This window comes from Mucilaginibacter sp. 21P (genome assembly GCF_019331605.1).
Classification (GTDB): domain Bacteria; phylum Bacteroidota; class Bacteroidia; order Sphingobacteriales; family Sphingobacteriaceae; genus Mucilaginibacter; species Mucilaginibacter achroorhodeus.
The window spans coordinates 1,862,308-1,880,250 of the sequence record NZ_CP063061.1; the positions used below are offsets into that span (position 1 = coordinate 1,862,308).

The following is a 17,943-nucleotide window of genomic DNA, read 5'->3' on the forward strand; positions in this document are numbered from 1 at the left end:
TTACTTTGGCGTTGCTCATTAGAATAAATTTCGGCATTTTGCGCCGTTACATCAATTATATATTATTTAAATGAAGACAATTGATCAGATAAGTTTCAATGGTAAACGTGCCCTCATTCGTGTGGACTTTAACGTTCCGTTGGATGAGAATTATAACATCACCGACGATAACCGCATGACAGCGGCCCTGCCTACCATCAAAAAAATTCTTAAGGATGGTGGTGCAGTTATCCTGATGTCGCACCTGGGCAGACCAAAAGATGGCCCGACCGAAAAATATAGCTTAAAGCACGTGGTTCCGCACCTGTCTGATCTGCTTGGTCAGCAAGTAGAATTTGCCAATGATTGCATAGGCGAGGAAGCTGTACAAAAATCAAAAGAGATTGAAAAAGGCGAAGTTTTATTATTAGAAAACCTTCGTTTTTACAAAGAAGAAGAAAAAGGCGATGTAGCTTTTGCAGAAAAGTTATCTAAGCTTGGCGATATCTACGTTAACGATGCATTTGGTACAGCGCACCGTGCACATGCTTCAACTGCAGTTATAGCGCAATTTTTCCCGGATGCAAAGGTATTCGGTTACCTGATGGCGGCTGAACTGAATAATGCTGAAAAGATCTTGAACGGTGCTGCAAAGCCTTTCACTGCCATTATGGGCGGATCAAAGGTTTCTGATAAGATCCAATTGATCGAACGTTTGCTTGATAAGGTTGATAACCTGATCATTGGTGGTGGTATGGCTTATACCTTTGCCAAAGCAGATGGCGGTAACATTGGCACATCGTTGTTAGAGGCCGATAAGCTTGAGCTTGCCCTTAGCCTTAAGCAAAAAGCAAAGGAAAAAGGCGTTAACCTGCTGTTACCGGTTGATAACGTTATTGCCGATAAATTTGCCAACGACGCTAACCGCGATGTTGCTAAAACCGGCGAGATACCTGACAACTGGATGGGTCTGGATATTGGCCCTGAAACCATTAAATTGTTCAGCAAAACTGTTGAAGAATCAAAAACTATCCTTTGGAACGGCCCTATGGGTGTTTTTGAGATGGATAACTTTATGGCAGGTACCAAAGCAATTGCTGATGCAGTGGCCAAAGCAACCGATAACGGTGCTTTCTCTCTGATAGGTGGCGGCGACTCAGCTGCTGCTGTCGCTAAGTTTGATATGATAGGTGATGTTAGCTACGTATCAACAGGCGGTGGTGCATTGTTAGAGTACATGGAGGGTAAAGAACTTCCGGGTGTTAAAGCAATTAACGAATAAGAACGAATTTGTTTATATAAAGAAAGGCAACCAATTTGGTTGCCTTTCTGCTTTTATTATCTCTCCGTTTTATTACGGATTATAAGTAGTTGATTTGCCGTAAAGCGCATTTGATATACTGCTTAAATATGTATGCACATCCGTATTAGGCAGGTTGTAATACAAATAAATACCATAGGCATTACTAACCGTGCGGGTAGCCAAAGATGCAGCAGTAGATGAACTCGTCGATTGTATGTCGATAGCTGCCGGGCCGAGGTTACTTTTGGCAAGGCCGGGCACATTTGGTGCCGAATAGGTGCCGTAAACTGCATTCCAGCTGTAATTTACCTTTGAACCTACGGTAACGCCGTTGTAGCTTAACCGTGATGCAGCAGGACCGTAAAAGTAGAAAGAGATGATCTTGTTAGGCATTAACTGGCGCAATGCACTTACCAGGTAAACAAACGAACTTGAGTTTGGCTGGCCTGTTCCGTTTGTGCCGTAATCAGCGTATTCATCGTCAAAATCAATACCGTCAAGTCCGTAAGTATTAACGGCATCGCTCAATTGCTGTGCAAATGCCTGCGCAGCAGCCTGGTTAGGAAAATTAGAGATACCGGCACCCTGGTGGTTGCCGAGGATAGATAACAGCACTTTGATACCCTTAGCCTGCAGCGTTTGTATATAAGTTGCCTTGTTGTTTAAAACATTGCTCACTTGCGGGTTAAAGTAAAGCACGGCTTTTTGGATGCTTGTATCGTAATTGATGTTAGCTGCAAATATGATGGCAATATCAAACAATTGGTGGCCGGTAGATAATTTGTAACTGCCTACATTGCGAATGTCGTTATTGTTCACCTCAACATAACAAACTCCTTTTGGCCCCGTAACGCCAATGGCATCAGTACTTAACCGGCTGCTGCTTTTCGGTGTTTCAGCAGGTGTTGGTTGTGTAGTAACGTCTTTTCGGCAAGCCGTAAAAATCAGCGGCAGACTGAGGAGTGTAACAAGAGTTTTGCTTAACTGTGATTTAAAAACTGTTCTCATAACTATTACTATTGGTTTATAAAATGGCAAATGCAGAACAGGTCATCCTTCAATAAAAATAAATGAATAGCAAAAGCATTCGGCTTTAATTGCCGTTTAGAAAAGCAGAAAAGGAGAACCTGATTAAATGGTTTGTTTGGTTTATAATTACTCTAACGTATTTAACCACGGCGGGGTTTCGTTAACCTTAGAGAAAATTGGAGTGCGAGCGATAAAGTTGATTGTTGTTGTGTTAAGATGGAAATTTGCTGATATTCACCGTATGAAAAGATCCCTCGTTATCGCTTTAAGCTTTGTGCTTTTGGCGTTCAACAGCTTTGCGCAAAATGATGCTGCTTACATCAAAGACAACTACACCAAGTACGAGTACCAGATACCGATGCGAGATGGCAAAAAGTTGTTCACCTCGGTTTATGTGCCTAAAGATCAGGCTAAAAAATATCCTGTTATGATGGATAGAACGCCCTATAGTGTTGGCCCTTACGGGGCCGATAAATACAAGGGCAGTTTAGGCCCATCATCGCTTTTTGTGCATGACGGTTACATTTTTGTTTACCAGGATGTACGCGGCCGCTGGATGAGCGAGGGTATTTACGAGGAAATGACCCCCGAACTGGAACAGCACAAAACCAACAAAGATGTTGATGAGGGTACCGATACCTATGATACCATTGACTGGCTTATCAAAAACTTGCCGAATAACAATGGCAAAGTAGGGGTATGGGGCATATCCTATCCGGGCTTTTACAGCACAACCGCTTTGTTAAGCCGTCACCCGGCTTTGGCTGCTGTATCGCCTCAGGCACCAATTGCCGACTTGTATCGCGATGATGCTTTCCATAACGGAGCTTTTATGCTGGTGGCAAACTTTGGCTTTTATCCGGGTTTTACCAATCGACAGGATGACAAACCTACCCAACGCAGGGCAAAGGGCTTTGATCCGGGCACTAACGATGGTTACAAGTTCTTTATGGATATGGGCAGCATGCGCAACTCTAACGTAAAGTATTATAAAGATACTATCCGCTTGTGGAACGAGATGATGGACCATCCTAACTACGACCAGCATTGGAAAGACCGCAACGTTTTGCTGCACCTGCATGATATCAAAACGCCTACCCTGGTAACAGGTGGCTGGTACGATGCCGAAGACCTATACGGAGCGATCAATACCTATAAAGTTTTAGTAAAAAATAACCCTGCAACACCGGTTTACTTTGCCATGGGGCCGTGGGTGCATGGCGGTTGGGCACGCGGTAACGGTGATCATCTGGGCGATGTAAGCTTCGGCGGACCCACCGGGCCGATGTACCGCGAAAAAATTGAGTTTGCGTTCTTTAGTCATTATCTGAAAGGTACACCTATGGATGTTGCTAAGGTTAATACATTTGAAACCGGCGTAAACCAATGGAAAAGTTACAAGCAATGGCCACCTGTGGAAGCGCAGGAAAAGAACCTATACCTTTTACCGGGCGGTAAACTTTCCTTTACCGCGCCAACAACCACCAGGAACGATTATAAAGAGTTTGTTTCAGACCCGATGAACCCGGTGCCTTTTATCGATGGGATAGATTTTGACATGACCCGCGAGTATATGACCGCCGACCAGCGCTTTGCGGAAAAACGACCGGATGTGTTAACCTACCAAACCGATGTATTGGATAAGGATATCACTTTAGCAGGTAACATTTGGGCAAACCTAAAGGTGAGCACCACAGGGACTGATGCCGATTGGATAGTGAAGGTACTGGACGTTTACCCAGATACTGCATCAGCTAATAAGTTCACCAAAAAAGGCGTTAACATGGCCGGCTACGAGCAAATGGTACGCAGCGAGGCTATGCGTGGCAAATTCCGCAACAGCTTTAGCAAGCCAGAGGCATTTGTGCCTGGCAAGATAACACCTGTAAACTTTGAACTGCAGGATGTGCTGCATACCTTTAAAAAAGGGCACCGCATTATGGTGCAGATCCAAAGCACATGGTTCCCGCTTATTGACAGAAATACGCAGCAGTTTCAGGATATAATGAAAGCCAAGGACACTGACTTTAAGAAAGCAACACACCGCGTTTATAGTTCAAAGACAGCCCCAAGCTATTTAAAGGTGAGGGTGTTGTAAGTAATAACCGGAGATTTTGCGTTAGTTACAGATTATATCTGTTGAATAGCTTGCAAAGCATTAATGGATAGGATAATACCAACAACCTGTAAGAATAGGTTGAACTGATGATAATCAAACAAATAAACACCTTTTTCATTTAAAGGATTATGATAAATATTGTTAACATAACAGCCATACAGCACATTGGCATACCGGTTACCAATATCGGAGACTCACAAACGTTTTATGAACGGTTGGGTTTTAAACGCGCAATGCTGGCGGGTTTTATGCACAAAGGGCATCCGGGCTCTTGTGTAATGATGAAGCGCGGAGATATGCTGATAGAGCTTTATCAATTACCCGAGCCTGATCTTAATGAGATACGTGGCCGGGGCAATGGCCATATCGACCATGTGGCATTCAACGTGCCTGATATTGACGTAGCCTTTAAGGAGATCAAAGAATCTGGTTTTACCATTATAGAGCCTGAGCCCGTTTTTTTGCAGTTCTGGAAAAATGGCTGTAAATTCTTTAACATCACCGGCCCTGATGGCGAGCGGCTGGAGTTTAACCAGATACTATAAGCTATGAAAAAGCTTTGCTTATTTGTATTACCCATACTACTCTTTGCTACATCATGTAGTAAAAGCGTTAACAGCGGATGTCCCACAAACCAGATCTGTACAGAAATATTTGCTTCCGTAGGTACCCAGTTTGTTGATGCAAATGGAAAATCTATTAGCGTAACCGATCTTAAAGTGTATAATCTCCGCACAAAAAAATATATAGAGCCTAAGGGTATCATTGATCCGGGTTTCTCACCTATGCATTATACCATTGTTACCGACTCTAACCGCAAGGAATTATCCTCCGAAGGGGACGACATCAGAGTGACAGCCATGTACGGCACCAAGCGTGTAGAAAGCATCTTCAAAATCTCCGGCGGTTGTAATTGCCACGTAGAAAAATTATCAGGCCCGGATAAAATAGTAATAAAGTAAACCTTAAGGTTGTGAAATTTGTTATGTTTGCATAGTATTTCGCTATGCGTTTAAATCAATTTAAATATCTGGTTGTTTTTATCTGCCTTTTCTCTTTGTTAGAGAGCACTGGCATCTCTATGATCAGGATGATCGTAAAAGCTAGCATAACGCATGTCCAAAAAAGCGCACTGGCTGATGATGACGCGACCGAGCGCAGCGATCGTGAAGTGAACTTGAAGGAGATACTGGCTGTGGAGGCTTTTTGTACTTTGCCGTCTGTTGCTTTACATGTACAAACTTATAATTATTCCACAGAAGCTTTTGTGCCCCACTTGGGTTGGATATCTCCCGTTCCAACACCGCCGCCCGATTTCGTGATATAATACTATCTGTCTTTTTAAGCCGCTTTGCGGCACAATCATTTATTTACTTAAAATTTATATCATGAAAATTCGTGTTCAATTCATATTATCATTTATGTTGATTTTAGTTGGTTTTGGTATCAAAGCATCAGCACAAACCATCAGCGATAAAGAAATTAAAACCAGCACCATGCCTTTAACCAATTCGCTTAATTATATAGCGCAGCTAAAGCCTATCAGTTACAGTTATGACCAGCAGCAGTTTAAGCAGTTACATTTGCCTGGTGGTACGCAATACGGATTCATAGCTGCAGATGTTAAGCAGGTGCTTCCATCAGTAGTTGGTGCTAAAAATAGCTGGTACCCGGCAGGTAAAGGAAACCAGCGCGCGGTAACCACCCCTGAGGTTGATCTGCAAAAACTTGTACCACTTTTGGTAGGCGCCATGCAGGAGCAGCAAGCCCAGATAGAACAGCTAAAGCAGGAAGTGCAGCAACTAAAAAGCACCAAATAATTAAAAGCGGCGAGAGCCGCTTTTTTTGTAGCGTTAACCGATCAACGTGCGTAATCATATAAACCAAAACCAAAATGATTATGAAAAGATTATGTACGTTATTACTTGTACTCGTTTGTGGATTAAGCGCCTGTAAAAAGAACAAAGGAGGCTGCGCCGCCCAGGTTTGTACTGACGAATTTGCGTCTGTAGGCATCGTGTTTACCAATAGTGACGGATCTGCGGTTGCTATATCAGATATCGAGGTCATAAATCTGCGTACCAATAAGCCTGTTCAGCGTCCTCCAATGCCACCTAACGTTGATTATGTGGCAGGCTTTGTACTGCTGGCAAATGACAATACCAAGGCAGAATACTCTTCTGCCGGAGATGATATCAGGGTAAGTGCTAAAAGCAATAAAACCGGTCAGGTTAAATCGGTAACGTTAAAAATAGCAGGCGGCTGCAACTGCCATGTCAGTAAAGTATCAGGACCGGATAATGTCGCCTTTGATTAACTTTTTTATACAATTCTTGTTATTCAGGGGTTTATTGGTAACTTAATAAACCCTTATTTGATAACCTGAATTGTATAAATATGAGCTTAAAGCGCTTACTCATCGGCAGTTTGTTTATAGCGGCCGCGACAATTTCACAAGCACAAAAGATTACGGCTTATCATGAGCCATACCGCCCGCAGGCGCACTTTTCCCCAAAAAAATGGTGGATGAACGACCCGAACGGCATGGTATATTATAAAGGCACCTACCACCTGTTTTTCCAGCATTACCCAAAAGCTACCATTTGGGGGCCGATGCATTGGGGCCATGCCACCAGTACCGATCTGGTGCACTGGACGGAACAACCTATCGCACTTTATCCCGACAAATTGGGCTACATTTTCTCCGGTAGTGCGGTGGTTGATCAAAATAACACATCGGGTTTGGGTGCAAACGGCAAAGCGCCTATGGTGGCCATATTCACCAGCCATGATCCAAAGGGAGAAAAAGCCGGAAGTTCCAAGTTTCAAAACCAGAGCATAGCCTACAGTTTAGACGAAGGCCGCACCTGGACGAAGTATAAAGGTAACCCTGTTATTAAAAACCCTGGTATTAAAGATTTTCGAGATCCCAAGGTTTTCTGGTACGAAGAAGGTAAAAAATGGGTAATGAGCCTGGCTACTAAAGACCGCATCACATTTTATTCGTCAGCCAACTTAAAGGACTGGACAAAGCAAAGTGAGTTTGGCCAAACCTTGGGTGCACACGGTGGCGTTTGGGAATGCCCCGATCTGTTTCCGCTTAAATTGAATGGTAAAGAGTACTGGGTTTTGCTGGTTAGTATCAATCCGGGAGGGCCAAATCAGGGATCGGCTACGCAATATTTTGTGGGCCATTTTGATGGTAAAACCTTCACACCCGTAAGTACTAATACCAAGTGGATAGACTTTGGTCCCGATGATTACGCAGGAGTTACCTGGGGTAACACAGGTAAGCGAAAAATATTTTTGGGCTGGATGAGCAACTGGCGCTACGCTAACCAAACACCTACCAAAGTTTGGCGAAATGCCATGACCATCCCGCGCGAGCTATCGCTGCAGCTTACGGCCGGCGATATTTACCTAAGATCAGAACCTGTTGAAGAGTTAGAAAAAATAGTTTCAAAAACTATTAAGGTTGATCCTGAATTGTTGGCCAAGAACAACAACATCTTTTCAGTGATAAAACAAACGCCCGCACAATACGTGTTGAAGTTTGATACCAAAGCTGCAAACAATTTTTCTGTAGTATTATCAAACACAGGCGGCGAGCAATTGATCGTTGGTTATGATGCCAAAACCACGCGTTATTACATAGATCGCACCAAAGCCGGGCAAACCAAATTCGATAAAGGCTTTGCACAGATCGCATACGCGCCTCGCCTAACAACAACTTTAGAAACTGATATGCAACTGGTAGTTGATGCATCGTCTGTAGAAGTATTTGCTGATAAAGGTCTTAGCGTTTTAACGTCGCAATTTTTCCCTAAAAAGCCTTATACAAAATTAAGTATCGTTAACCATGGTTTAGAGATAGAGCATTTGGAAATACAGCCGTTGAAAAGTATTTGGTAGGTCGCTGGTCTAAGTTTAGCGAAGCGTAACTTAGACCTTTAAATGTATTAAGCTTTCAGCTTAACAAGCAAGGAGAATTCTTGCTTTATCACTCCAGGACCACCGTCTTGTTTTTATACACAAACACGCGATCGTCAAAAACCAGTTTAAGGGCTTTTGCTAAAACAGCGGTTTCAATTTCTTTGCCCGCCTTTACCATATCCTGCACGGTGTGGCTGTGGTTAGCAGGGATAATTTGCTGGGCAATGATAGGGCCTTCGTCCAGCTCGTTGGTAACGTAATGGGCCGTCGCACCAATAAGTTTAACACCCCGCTCGTGCGCCTGGCGGTAAGGGCTTGCACCCGCAAATGCCGGTAAAAACGAATGGTGAATGTTGATGATGCGCATCGGGAAGCGTAACACAAAATCGGGCGAGAGGATACGCATAAACTTTGCCAGCACCAGGTAATCAAATTCGTATTGATTGATGGTTTCTATAAGCTTAACTTCAAAAGCTTCCTTACTGTTACCAGCCTGCACTTGATAAAAGGGCACATCAAAACGGTTGCAAATTTCCTGCAGGGTAGCATGGTTGCCTATAACGCACTGCACGGTTGCGCCAAGAGTTTTAAAGTAGTTGCGCACCAGTATATCCGCCAGGCAGTGGTACTCTTTCGTAACCAGCACCACAATCTTTTTCTCTGGTACTGGATTCACCTTTACAATGGCGCCCTCAGGTAATATCTGTCGCAGGTACTTTTCAATTTCCGCCGCACCATCAGTTTGGTCAACATCCAGGCGCATAAAGAAAAGGTCTTCGTCGTTGTCTACAAACTCCTGCATGCCATTAATATTAAGCCCTTTGTCGGCCATCAGGCAGGAGATAGCCGCTACAAGACCGATCCGGTCGGCGCATTGGATAACAATGATCATGGTTGGGGTATTACTTATTCTCTTTAACTAAAGCTATTTTCAGTTTCTGCCTGATGGGTATATCAAGCAATCTCATCACAAGGTAAGCAAAGCCAATTAATAATACGGTGCCCACGGCTGTAACAATGGTCATCTCACCCATGGTTGGCTTTTTTGCCTCCACCCAGCTCATAAACCACCAAATAAAAGGGTAGTGAACCATATATAGAGGATAAGAAATTTCCCCTAAAAAGTCGGAGATCTTTTTTGATGTGCCTTCTTGTTGAATACCTGCAGCAAGAGCTAATATAAAGGGGAAATAAAAAACAACGCTTACAGGCTCAAACCATTTATTAAAGCCGTCCCTGTACGGAACAATGAATATTACAAATAGCAGCACGCTGATCACTGCAAAGTTGATCTTAGATCTGATGATCCACTGCGCACGGTAAACCAGCATTCCGGCTAAAAAGGAAAAACTCATGCGTGCAAATCCGCCGCGCATAGTGTCGCCGCTCCACCCCAGGCTTAGGTTGCCTGATACCTGCGCTTCCCAAAACAGCGCAATTGCAGCAATGATCGTAAGCACCCAAAGCAACGGTTTCTTTATCCTTACCAGCACAAGCGCGTAAATAATATTGGCTATGTACTCAAAAAACAGAGACCACGTAGGCGGGTTAAGGTGGAACAGGTTAAAGTACCGTTCACGTACAAGCGGGTAAGGTATCATTACGCAAGAGGCAACAAACATCAGCAGCAGATTACCGGCATATTTCTGATAGAGGTTGCTCCAGGGGTCAAATACAAAGCAAACCAACCCCAACACCGAACCGATAATAACCAGTGGATGCAAACGAATGAGGCGCATTTTTAGAAAATTGCCGATACCTAACTTCTCCAGTCGTTGATCGTAAGCATAGGCTATCACAAACCCCGAAAGGCAGAAAAAGAAATCGACAGCCAGGTAAGCATGGGCAATAAAGCTTTTGGTATAATCAGGCTGTACCAACTCCATAAAATGGAACACCACAACGGATATGGCTGCAACGCCTCTTAATCCATCCAATACGGCAAAGTGCGGTTTAGTAGCGGTAATGCTTGTAGCAGCGGTTGGGTTACTCATGGTGATTGATCGATGGATGATAGTTTGCGGTTAATTGGCATTTTTCTTAAGCCATTCTAAACGGCGCTGATCCGGCAGGTGCTTAACCTTAAAGTTTTCAAATTTTGCCTCGAAACCCTGCCCGTCTGGCGATGCTGCCATAAGCCCAACCATTACGGGTTTGTTATCCTGGATGGGTGCGTTACGAGTCATGATGTAATTGACATCATCTAAAGAGTAAAACACTTCAACCGCATCCAGTCGCCGCACTATCTTTATCCAAATAAAAGGAGGTACTTTATTTAAGGTAGTAACCGCCCAATCGCTGGTGTGGTGGGTAACCACGCTGCTTACGTTAAACTTGCCGTCAACAAATTCAACGCCTGCCTTAATATAATTTTCGTGATCGGTACGTACCATTAAACCCATCTGGTCAAAACGCGCTTTATAGGCACCGGTAAGTTTCACCTTGGCTTCAAACTCGCCGCCGTAGGTAGTGTAATAAAAGGGTGCATCATCAACCGTGAAGCCATAATGCGAAATGCGCCAGTAATCACTTTGCGGTGTTACTGCCATAATTAAGGCGTTGTTCTTTATTTCCCACTTTTCGGGTTCATTGAACCATTGCATTTTTTCGAGGCTTTGAGCCATGTTCTTCTCGGTAGCGCATAACGCCATAACGGACAATAGAAGTCCTTTAAATTTAGTCATGAAAGGTAGAAATTGTAGTGCTTGTTGTTTGTAATGGCAAGTATAATAATTACCACCGGCGATTAAGGCATTTAATGTTTCCCATTTTCTACCACCAACGCACAGCCGGCAGATTTTAAATGCTGCTAAGTGGTGAGTAAGAAGTTAAACCTTAATTATTTACGCTCCAATCAACATGGTTGTCCGTCTTGCTTGATGTTTGATTTTTCGGCGTTTAGAGCAAAACAAGACCCCTTAAAAATTGTTGAAAACTTTTAAGTGGTAAAAGGTGGTAAAAAGTGGTAGAAGTGTTTTACTTTTACGTTACAAAAATTGCCGACAATCTAAAATGTCCTATTTAACCGGAGAATTTGAATGTAAACTTGATGCCAAAGGGCGGATGATGATCCCTGCTGGCCTAAAGAAACAGCTTCCAGAAGCTGAGACTGAAGGGCTTGTGATCAACCGCGGCCTCGAAAAGTATCTTGTTATTTACACCAAAACCGAGTGGGACAAAAAGCTTGATGAGCTGAGCAAACTTAACGAATACGACAGGAAAGTTAACCAGTTTGTGAGATATTTTACCGGTGGTGCCACTACTGTAGAGTCGGATGCGGCCGGTAGGATAAACCTGCCGAAAGGTTTGATGGAGTACGCAGGTATTACCGGCGAAGTGGTTTTAACCTGTATGTTAAATAAGGTAGAGATATGGGATAAAAAAGCGCATCAGCAGATGCTGAGCGATGAGCCCGAAAACTTTGCCGACCTGGCCGAAGAGGTGATGGTGAAAAGAGGAAAGGGTGGCAATGAGTAATTACCACGTACCCGTTATGCTGCAGGAGTGTATTGAGGCATTGAATATCAAGCCAAATGGCACTTACGTGGACGTAACCTTTGGTGGTGGTGGCCACTCGCGCGAGATAATGAAACACCTGAGCGATGGCGGCAGGTTGCTGGCTTTTGACCAGGACGAAGATGCGCAGCGCAACAGGATAGACGACGAGCGTTTTGAGTTTATTGACCAGAACTTCCGTTTTCTGAAAAACTTTGTGCGTTTGCATGATGCTATGCCGGTTGATGGGATACTGGCTGATCTGGGTGTATCATCGCACCAGTTTGATGAAGCCGATCGCGGTTTCTCTATTCGTTTTGATGCGGAACTGGATATGCGCATGAACCAGGCATCTGACCTGAGTGCTAAAGAAGTGGTAAACACTTACAGCGAGGCGGATCTGCACCGTATTTTTGGCGTTTATGGCGAAATCAAAAATGCCAAAACGCTGGCAAAAACCATTGTTACCGCAAGATTAAACGGTCCGCTGAATACGATAGCAGACCTAAAGAATGCGATAAATGGTTTGATCCCTCGCGGTAAAGAAAACAAATACCTGGCGCAGGTTTTCCAGGCGCTGAGGATAGAGGTGAACCAGGAGCTTGAGGCTTTAAAAGATTTTTTAGAGCAATCAGCAGATGTGTTAGCCCCTGGCGGTCGGTTGGTGGTAATGTCTTACCACTCGCTGGAAGACAGGTTGGTAAAGAATTTCATCGCCAAAGGCAAATTCAGCGGCGAGGTGGAGAAAGATATCTACGGCAATGATAACCGCCCGCTGGATGCGGTAAGTCGTGGCGCCATAACCGCCACCGAAGAAGAGATAAAAGAGAATAACAGGGCACGCAGTGCAAAACTTAGAATAGCTGTAAAAAGATGAGTAACCGTTTACGTACAGAAATTCTGGAAGAAGAGGAGGAAGCAGCAAAACAGCTTGTTGTTGAGGAAAAGCCGCGCAAAAAAGAGCTTCCGGACAATTTGCTAACGCGTTTCCTTACCAAAGGTGTTATCAGTACTGATGATGCCACCCGTGCGTTGCCTTTTATACTATATCTGGCTATGCTGGGTATGTTCTACATTGCCAACAGGCACTTATCAGAAAACAACATACGCGAGCTGGATAAAGTGAGTAAGGAAGTTAAAGAGCTAAGCTGGGAATACAAAAGCACTAAGGCTGATCTGGCTTTTAAAAGCACACTTACCGAAGTGGCTAAACGCGCAGACACACTTGGCCTGAGAGAGAGTAACGAACCACCACAAAAAATAACAGTAAAGGAGGATGCGCAGTAATGGGTATCAGAACTAACATATTATTAAGGGTTTACCTTGCATTTGGGTTGATTCTTTTGTTTGCAGGCGCTGTTTTGTTTCAGCTTTGCCGGGTGCAGTTAACGCAAGGCGAAAAGTGGAAAGCTATGGCCCGCAACCTGTCAACCCGTTACCGCAACATTGAAGCGGCGAGGGGTAACATATTTTCTAATGACGGCAGTTTGCTGGCTACATCGGTACCTGAGTACGAGGTGCGTATGGACATGCTGGCCGTAGCAGATGACAAGCTGTTTGATGAAAAAGTAGATTCGCTTGCACAAAAGCTTTCTGCATTTTTTGGCGATAAATCGGCACGCGAGTATTCAAGGATGTTCCGCGATGCACGCAAAGATAGCTCGCGCTACCAATTGGTTAGGCGCAGGGTTACTTATAATGAATTGAAAGAGATGCGCACCTTCCCCATCTTTAAAATGGGTAAGAATAAAGGCGGCTTGATCGCCGTGCAGCAAAATAAACGCATTCTGCCATTCCGCGCGTTGGCAGCACGTACCATCGGTTACAAAAATGAGAACGTAAAGAACCCGGTAGGCCTTGAGGGTGCCTATGCGGATTATATAAACGGAGAAAGCGGTAAACGCCTGGAGAGCCGTATGGCAGGCGGCGTTTGGATGCCGGTTAATGATGACGATGAAGTTGCGCCAAAAGATGGTGCAGACATTATATCTACCATTGATGTAAACATGCAGGACCTGGTGCAGAATGCTTTGCAAAAGCAATTGATATACACCAAAGCAGACCACGGCACCGCCATCCTGATGGAAGTTGCTACTGGTGAGGTAAGGGCGGTGGCCAACTATACCCGCATGCCCGATGGTTCATTTAAAGAGAAATTTAACTACGCCATTGCAGGCAACCAGGATCCCGGTTCAACCTTTAAGCTGGCATCATACATGGCGCTTATTGAGGACCATAAGGTAGACACCAGCACTATGGTTAACACCGGTGAATATCCTATCCCGGGCCATACCATTAAAGATTCGCACGGTAGCATCGGCAGGGTATCCGTTAAAAAGGCTTTTGAAAAATCATCCAATGCCGCGGTGGCTTATCTGGTAAATACAAGTTACAGAGACAACCAGGCTAAGTTTACAGATCATCTTTATGATTGGCACCTGAACGAAAAAATGAATTTGCAGATACCAGGAGAGGCACGCCCGGTAGTTAAAAACCCAAGCAACCGCAGCTGGAATAAAAACATGACCCTTCCGCAAATGGCATATGGTTACGAGATGCAGCTTACGCCGTTAAAGATGCTCACCTTTTACAACGCCGTAGCTAACGATGGAAAATTGATAACGCCTGTTTTTGTTAAGGAGATAAGAAGGTTGGGCAATACGGTTGAGCGTTTCCAAACCCGCGTAGTGAACGACAAGATATGTTCTGACGTGACCCTTAAAAAAATGCGCGAGATGCTTGAGGGCGTGGTGCTGGAAGGTAGCGGCCGCGAATACGTTTACAATCCGCTTTACAAAATAGCCGGTAAAACCGGTACTGCACAGGTGGCAGATGCTAACAAAGGTTATAAAGCCAAAAAGCAGTACCAGGCATCGTTTTGTGGTTACTTCCCGGCAGACAGACCTAAGTATTCATTGATCGTTGTTATCAATGACCCTAAAAATGGTTACTACGCTGCTTCGGTGGCAGGGCCGGCTTTCAGGGAAATTGCAGATAAGGTGTACGCCGGTGATATGGAGCTGAACCAGTCGCCGATAAGATATGTGGGCAATACAACCTTGCCAAAATACAAGCAGGGCAATGTTAAGGCGCTTAAAAAGGTTTACGAAAAGCTGAGCCTTAAGCCGCTTTATGCTTCAGCAAATTTAAACTCGGTGGATACCAGCAACGGTATTGGCTTTGAAGATAACAAATACAAAACCGGCACGGTGCCCAATGTAACCGGCATGGGTTTAAGCGATGCATTGTTTGCATTAGGTAATGCCGGCTACAAAGTATCAGTAAAGGGAAGTGGATCGGTAATAAATCAATCTGTTACCGGGGGGAGTGCAATACCTAAAGGATCAAAAATTTTAATTGAACTGCAATGAGATACCTGAGCGATATAGTAGAAGGAGTAGCCTTTACCGAACTGCAGGGCAGCGCGGATGTAGAGATAACCGCCATTGTTTTTGATTCGCGCAAGGTTGTACCGGGCTGTATGTTTGTAGCTGTAAAAGGCACGGCTGTAGACGGCCACGACTATATTGACCATGCTATAAAAGACGGTGCGGTTGCCATTGTATGTGAAGAATTACCTGCACATACCGCAGCAGAGGTTGACTTTTTAATGGTTGCCAACTCAGCAAAAGCTTTGGGCACCATGGCAGCCAATTTCTATGAGAATCCATCTACCAACTTAAAGCTGGTTGGGGTAACGGGCACCAATGGTAAAACTACTATTGCCACGTTGCTTTATAAGCTTTTCCGCGATATGGGTTATAAGTGCGGTTTGCTTTCAACGGTAGAGCACCAGATAAACGGTAATATTATTCCTTCAACGCATACCACGCCTGATCCGGGGGCGCTGAATAAGCTATTATCAGACATGGTTGATGAGGGTTGCGACTACTGCTTTATGGAAGTTAGCTCTCATGCAGTAGCACAGCACCGTATCGAGGGTTTGAAATTTTCAGGGGCGATATTCTCGAACCTTACGCATGACCATTTAGACTATCACAAAACTTTCGACAGCTATCTGAAAGCTAAAAAGGCATTCTTTGATAACCTGCCTAAAAACGCTTTTGCATTAACCAATACCGACGATAAGAATGGTAATGTAATGCTGCAAAATACCGCGGCGCACAAAAAGAGCTATGGCCTTAAAAGCATGGCAGATTATCGCGCACGTATCATAGAAAACCAGTTCAGCGGCTTGTTACTGAACATTGAGAACGAAGAAGTGTGGTTTAAACTGGTAGGTACATTCAATGCTTACAATCTGCTTGCGGTTTATGCAGCGGCTATGTTATTAGAGCAGGATAAAGCCAAAGTATTGGTAAGCTTAAGCAAATTAACCGGTGCCGAAGGTCGTTTTGAATATTTTACTGCGCCTAATAAAGTAATAGGCATTGTAGATTATGCCCATACGCCTGATGCCGTGCAGAATGTGTTGAGCACTATCCACGACATTCGTAAGGGTAATGAGAAAGTGATAACCGTTATCGGTTGCGGCGGAGACAGGGACAAAACCAAACGCCCGGTGATGGCAAAGGTAGCCTGCGAATGGAGCGATAAGGTGATCCTTACTTCAGATAATCCACGTACGGAAGATCCTGCGCAGATCATTAAAGACATGGAAGAGGGTGTTGATCCAGCCTTTAAGCGTCATACGCTAAGCATTGCAGATAGAAAAGAGGCTATTAAAACAGCCTGCATGCTGGCACAGCCCGGAGATATCATTTTATTAGCCGGTAAGGGGCACGAGAAATATCAGGAGATTAATGGCGTAAAAAACCATTTTGATGATATGGAAGAATTGGAAGAACAATTTAAACACATGGTTTAATGCTATACTACCTGTTTAACTACCTGAACAAGAATTACACCATTCCCGGCACGGGCGTGTTCCAGTATATCACGTTCCGTATGGCTATGGCGGTAATTGTATCGTTATTGGTAACAACGGTTTTCGGCCGTAGGCTGATCGATTATCTGCGTTTTAAACAGGTGGGTGAAACAGTACGCAACCTTGGCTTAGAGGGCCAGATGCAAAAGTCAGGCACGCCAACAATGGGCGGTATCATCATTATCCTCGGGATACTTATCCCAACCTTGTTGTTTGCTAAACTGGATAACATCTACGTGATCATGATGCTGATAACAACCGTATGGTTGGGTTTGATAGGTTTCCTTGATGATTATATTAAAGTATTTAAAAAGAATAAAGAAGGCCTTGCAGGCAAGTTTAAAATAACCGGTCAGGTAGGTTTGGCGCTCATTATCGGGTGGACGATGTATTCAAACACATCCATTACCATTCGCCAGGAAGTAAAACTTCCGGTTAAGTACGATGCCCCGGTTGATTTCCACATGCGTGGCGATAAACCGGTTTACACCCAGGATGTAAAATCGACCAAAACAACCATGCCTTTCTACAAAAACAACGAGTTTGATTACGGTAAGGTGCTTAAGTTTTTAGGTAAAGGGTATGAGCAATATGCACTGCTGGTGTTTATGGTGTTTGTTATCGTCATCATTACGGCGGTATCAAATGGGGCAAATATAACCGATGGTATTGATGGACTTGCAACTGGTACATCGGCAATTATCGGCCTTACGCTGGCTATACTTGCCTACGTATCAGGTAATATCATCACTGCCGATTACCTGAACATTATGTACATACCCAACTCGGGCGAGCTGGTGATCTTTGCCGGTGCCTTTGTGGGTGCATGCGTTGGTTTTTTATGGTACAACTCATATCCGGCCCAGGTATTTATGGGCGATACAGGTAGTTTGGCAATCGGTGGCATCATCGCAGTGTTTGCCATCATCATCCGTAAGGAATTATTGGTACCGGTGCTTTGCGGCATTTTCCTGGTAGAGAACGTATCCGTAATGATGCAGGTAGGCTGGTTTAAATTCACTAAAAAGAGGTATGGCGAAGGCCGCAGGATCTTCCTGATGGCACCATTACATCACCATTACCAGAAAAAGGGATTTCATGAAGCCAAGATCGTCACGCGCTTTTGGATCATTTGTATTTTCCTGGCGATACTAACGGTGATAACGTTGAAGCTCCGTTAGTGATTGGTGATTAGAG

General features: G+C 44.2%; 18 protein-coding genes. 14 read left to right on the forward strand and 4 right to left on the reverse strand.

The window, feature by feature from the left end:
• Window positions 1-70: 70 nt before the first annotated feature.
• Window positions 71-1,261, forward strand: coding sequence for a phosphoglycerate kinase (gene pgk, locus INP83_RS08475; protein ID WP_219127068.1), 1,191 nt, complete (start codon window positions 71-73; stop codon window positions 1,259-1,261).
• 72 nt (window positions 1,262-1,333) lie between these two features.
• On the opposite strand, the gene INP83_RS08480 is transcribed toward pgk, so the two are convergent.
• Window positions 1,334-2,290, reverse strand: coding sequence for an endo-beta-N-acetylglucosaminidase H (locus INP83_RS08480; protein ID WP_219127069.1), 957 nt, complete (start codon window positions 2,288-2,290; stop codon window positions 1,334-1,336).
• Window positions 2,291-2,552: 262 nt separating this feature from the next.
• Here INP83_RS08480 and INP83_RS08485 point away from each other — a divergent pair, with 262 nt between their 5' ends.
• From INP83_RS08485 to INP83_RS08515, 7 genes are all read left to right on the forward strand, one after another.
• Entirely contained in the window at window positions 2,553-4,409 is a 1,857-nt protein-coding gene (locus INP83_RS08485) for a CocE/NonD family hydrolase (protein ID WP_146268748.1), read from the forward strand.
• A 149-nt stretch (window positions 4,410-4,558) separates the two neighbouring features.
• The gene (locus INP83_RS08490; RefSeq protein WP_146268747.1) at window positions 4,559-4,975 is read left to right on the forward strand and encodes a VOC family protein; all 417 of its coding nucleotides are present in this window, start codon (window positions 4,559-4,561) and stop codon (window positions 4,973-4,975) included.
• 3 nt (window positions 4,976-4,978) lie between these two features.
• On the forward strand, window positions 4,979-5,392 hold the full coding sequence (locus INP83_RS08495; RefSeq protein WP_146268746.1) for a hypothetical protein: 414 nt from the start codon (window positions 4,979-4,981) through the stop codon (window positions 5,390-5,392).
• A 128-nt stretch (window positions 5,393-5,520) separates the two neighbouring features.
• Entirely contained in the window at window positions 5,521-5,757 is a 237-nt protein-coding gene (locus INP83_RS08500) for a hypothetical protein (RefSeq protein WP_146268745.1), read from the forward strand.
• Window positions 5,758-5,818: 61 nt separating this feature from the next.
• Window positions 5,819-6,250: a tail fiber domain-containing protein gene (locus INP83_RS08505; RefSeq protein ID WP_219127070.1), complete on the forward strand. Its 432-nt coding sequence runs from the start codon at window positions 5,819-5,821 to the stop codon at window positions 6,248-6,250.
• A gap of 80 nt (window positions 6,251-6,330) precedes the next feature.
• Complete coding sequence (locus INP83_RS08510) at window positions 6,331-6,747, forward strand: hypothetical protein (RefSeq protein ID WP_219127071.1); 417 nt, start codon at window positions 6,331-6,333, stop codon at window positions 6,745-6,747.
• An 80-nt stretch (window positions 6,748-6,827) separates the two neighbouring features.
• Window positions 6,828-8,342 (forward strand): glycoside hydrolase family 32 protein, encoded by a 1,515-nt coding sequence (locus INP83_RS08515; RefSeq protein ID WP_219127072.1) that lies wholly within the window; start codon window positions 6,828-6,830, stop codon window positions 8,340-8,342.
• Window positions 8,343-8,430: 88 nt separating this feature from the next.
• Here INP83_RS08515 and purU read toward each other — a convergent pair whose 3' ends face one another.
• Genes purU through INP83_RS08530 form a run of 3 tightly spaced genes read right to left on the reverse strand, consistent with a single transcriptional unit; the run spans window position 8,431 to window position 11,047 of the window.
• Entirely contained in the window at window positions 8,431-9,255 is an 825-nt protein-coding gene (gene purU / locus INP83_RS08520) for a formyltetrahydrofolate deformylase (RefSeq protein ID WP_219127073.1), read from the reverse strand.
• A 10-nt stretch (window positions 9,256-9,265) separates the two neighbouring features.
• Complete coding sequence (locus INP83_RS08525; protein WP_219127074.1) at window positions 9,266-10,357, reverse strand: acyltransferase; 1,092 nt, start codon at window positions 10,355-10,357, stop codon at window positions 9,266-9,268.
• 30 nt (window positions 10,358-10,387) lie between these two features.
• On the reverse strand, window positions 10,388-11,047 hold the full coding sequence (locus INP83_RS08530) for a DUF1349 domain-containing protein (protein ID WP_255563281.1): 660 nt from the start codon (window positions 11,045-11,047) through the stop codon (window positions 10,388-10,390).
• A gap of 328 nt (window positions 11,048-11,375) precedes the next feature.
• Here INP83_RS08530 and mraZ point away from each other — a divergent pair, with 328 nt between their 5' ends.
• The 6 genes from mraZ to mraY are packed head-to-tail and all read left to right on the forward strand — an operon-like array spanning window position 11,376 to window position 17,927.
• Window positions 11,376-11,840 (forward strand): division/cell wall cluster transcriptional repressor MraZ, encoded by a 465-nt coding sequence (mraZ, locus tag INP83_RS08535; RefSeq protein ID WP_219127075.1) that lies wholly within the window; start codon window positions 11,376-11,378, stop codon window positions 11,838-11,840.
• Window positions 11,833-12,735, forward strand: coding sequence for a 16S rRNA (cytosine(1402)-N(4))-methyltransferase RsmH (gene rsmH / locus INP83_RS08540; RefSeq protein ID WP_219127076.1), 903 nt, complete (start codon window positions 11,833-11,835; stop codon window positions 12,733-12,735). The genes mraZ and rsmH overlap by 8 nt, the downstream gene beginning before the upstream one ends.
• On the forward strand, window positions 12,732-13,145 hold the full coding sequence (locus tag INP83_RS08545; protein WP_146268737.1) for an FtsL-like putative cell division protein: 414 nt from the start codon (window positions 12,732-12,734) through the stop codon (window positions 13,143-13,145). Before rsmH ends, INP83_RS08545 begins: the two co-directional genes overlap by 4 nt.
• Window positions 13,145-15,229: a penicillin-binding protein gene (locus INP83_RS08550; RefSeq protein ID WP_219127077.1), complete on the forward strand. Its 2,085-nt coding sequence runs from the start codon at window positions 13,145-13,147 to the stop codon at window positions 15,227-15,229. The genes INP83_RS08545 and INP83_RS08550 overlap by 1 nt, the downstream gene beginning before the upstream one ends.
• A complete protein-coding gene (locus INP83_RS08555; RefSeq protein ID WP_219127078.1) occupies window positions 15,226-16,686 on the forward strand; it encodes a UDP-N-acetylmuramoyl-L-alanyl-D-glutamate--2,6-diaminopimelate ligase in 1,461 nt (486 codons plus the stop codon). Before INP83_RS08550 ends, INP83_RS08555 begins: the two co-directional genes overlap by 4 nt.
• A complete protein-coding gene (mraY, locus tag INP83_RS08560) occupies window positions 16,686-17,927 on the forward strand; it encodes a phospho-N-acetylmuramoyl-pentapeptide-transferase (RefSeq protein ID WP_146268734.1) in 1,242 nt (413 codons plus the stop codon). The genes INP83_RS08555 and mraY overlap by 1 nt, the downstream gene beginning before the upstream one ends.
• Window positions 17,928-17,943 lie beyond the last annotated feature (16 nt).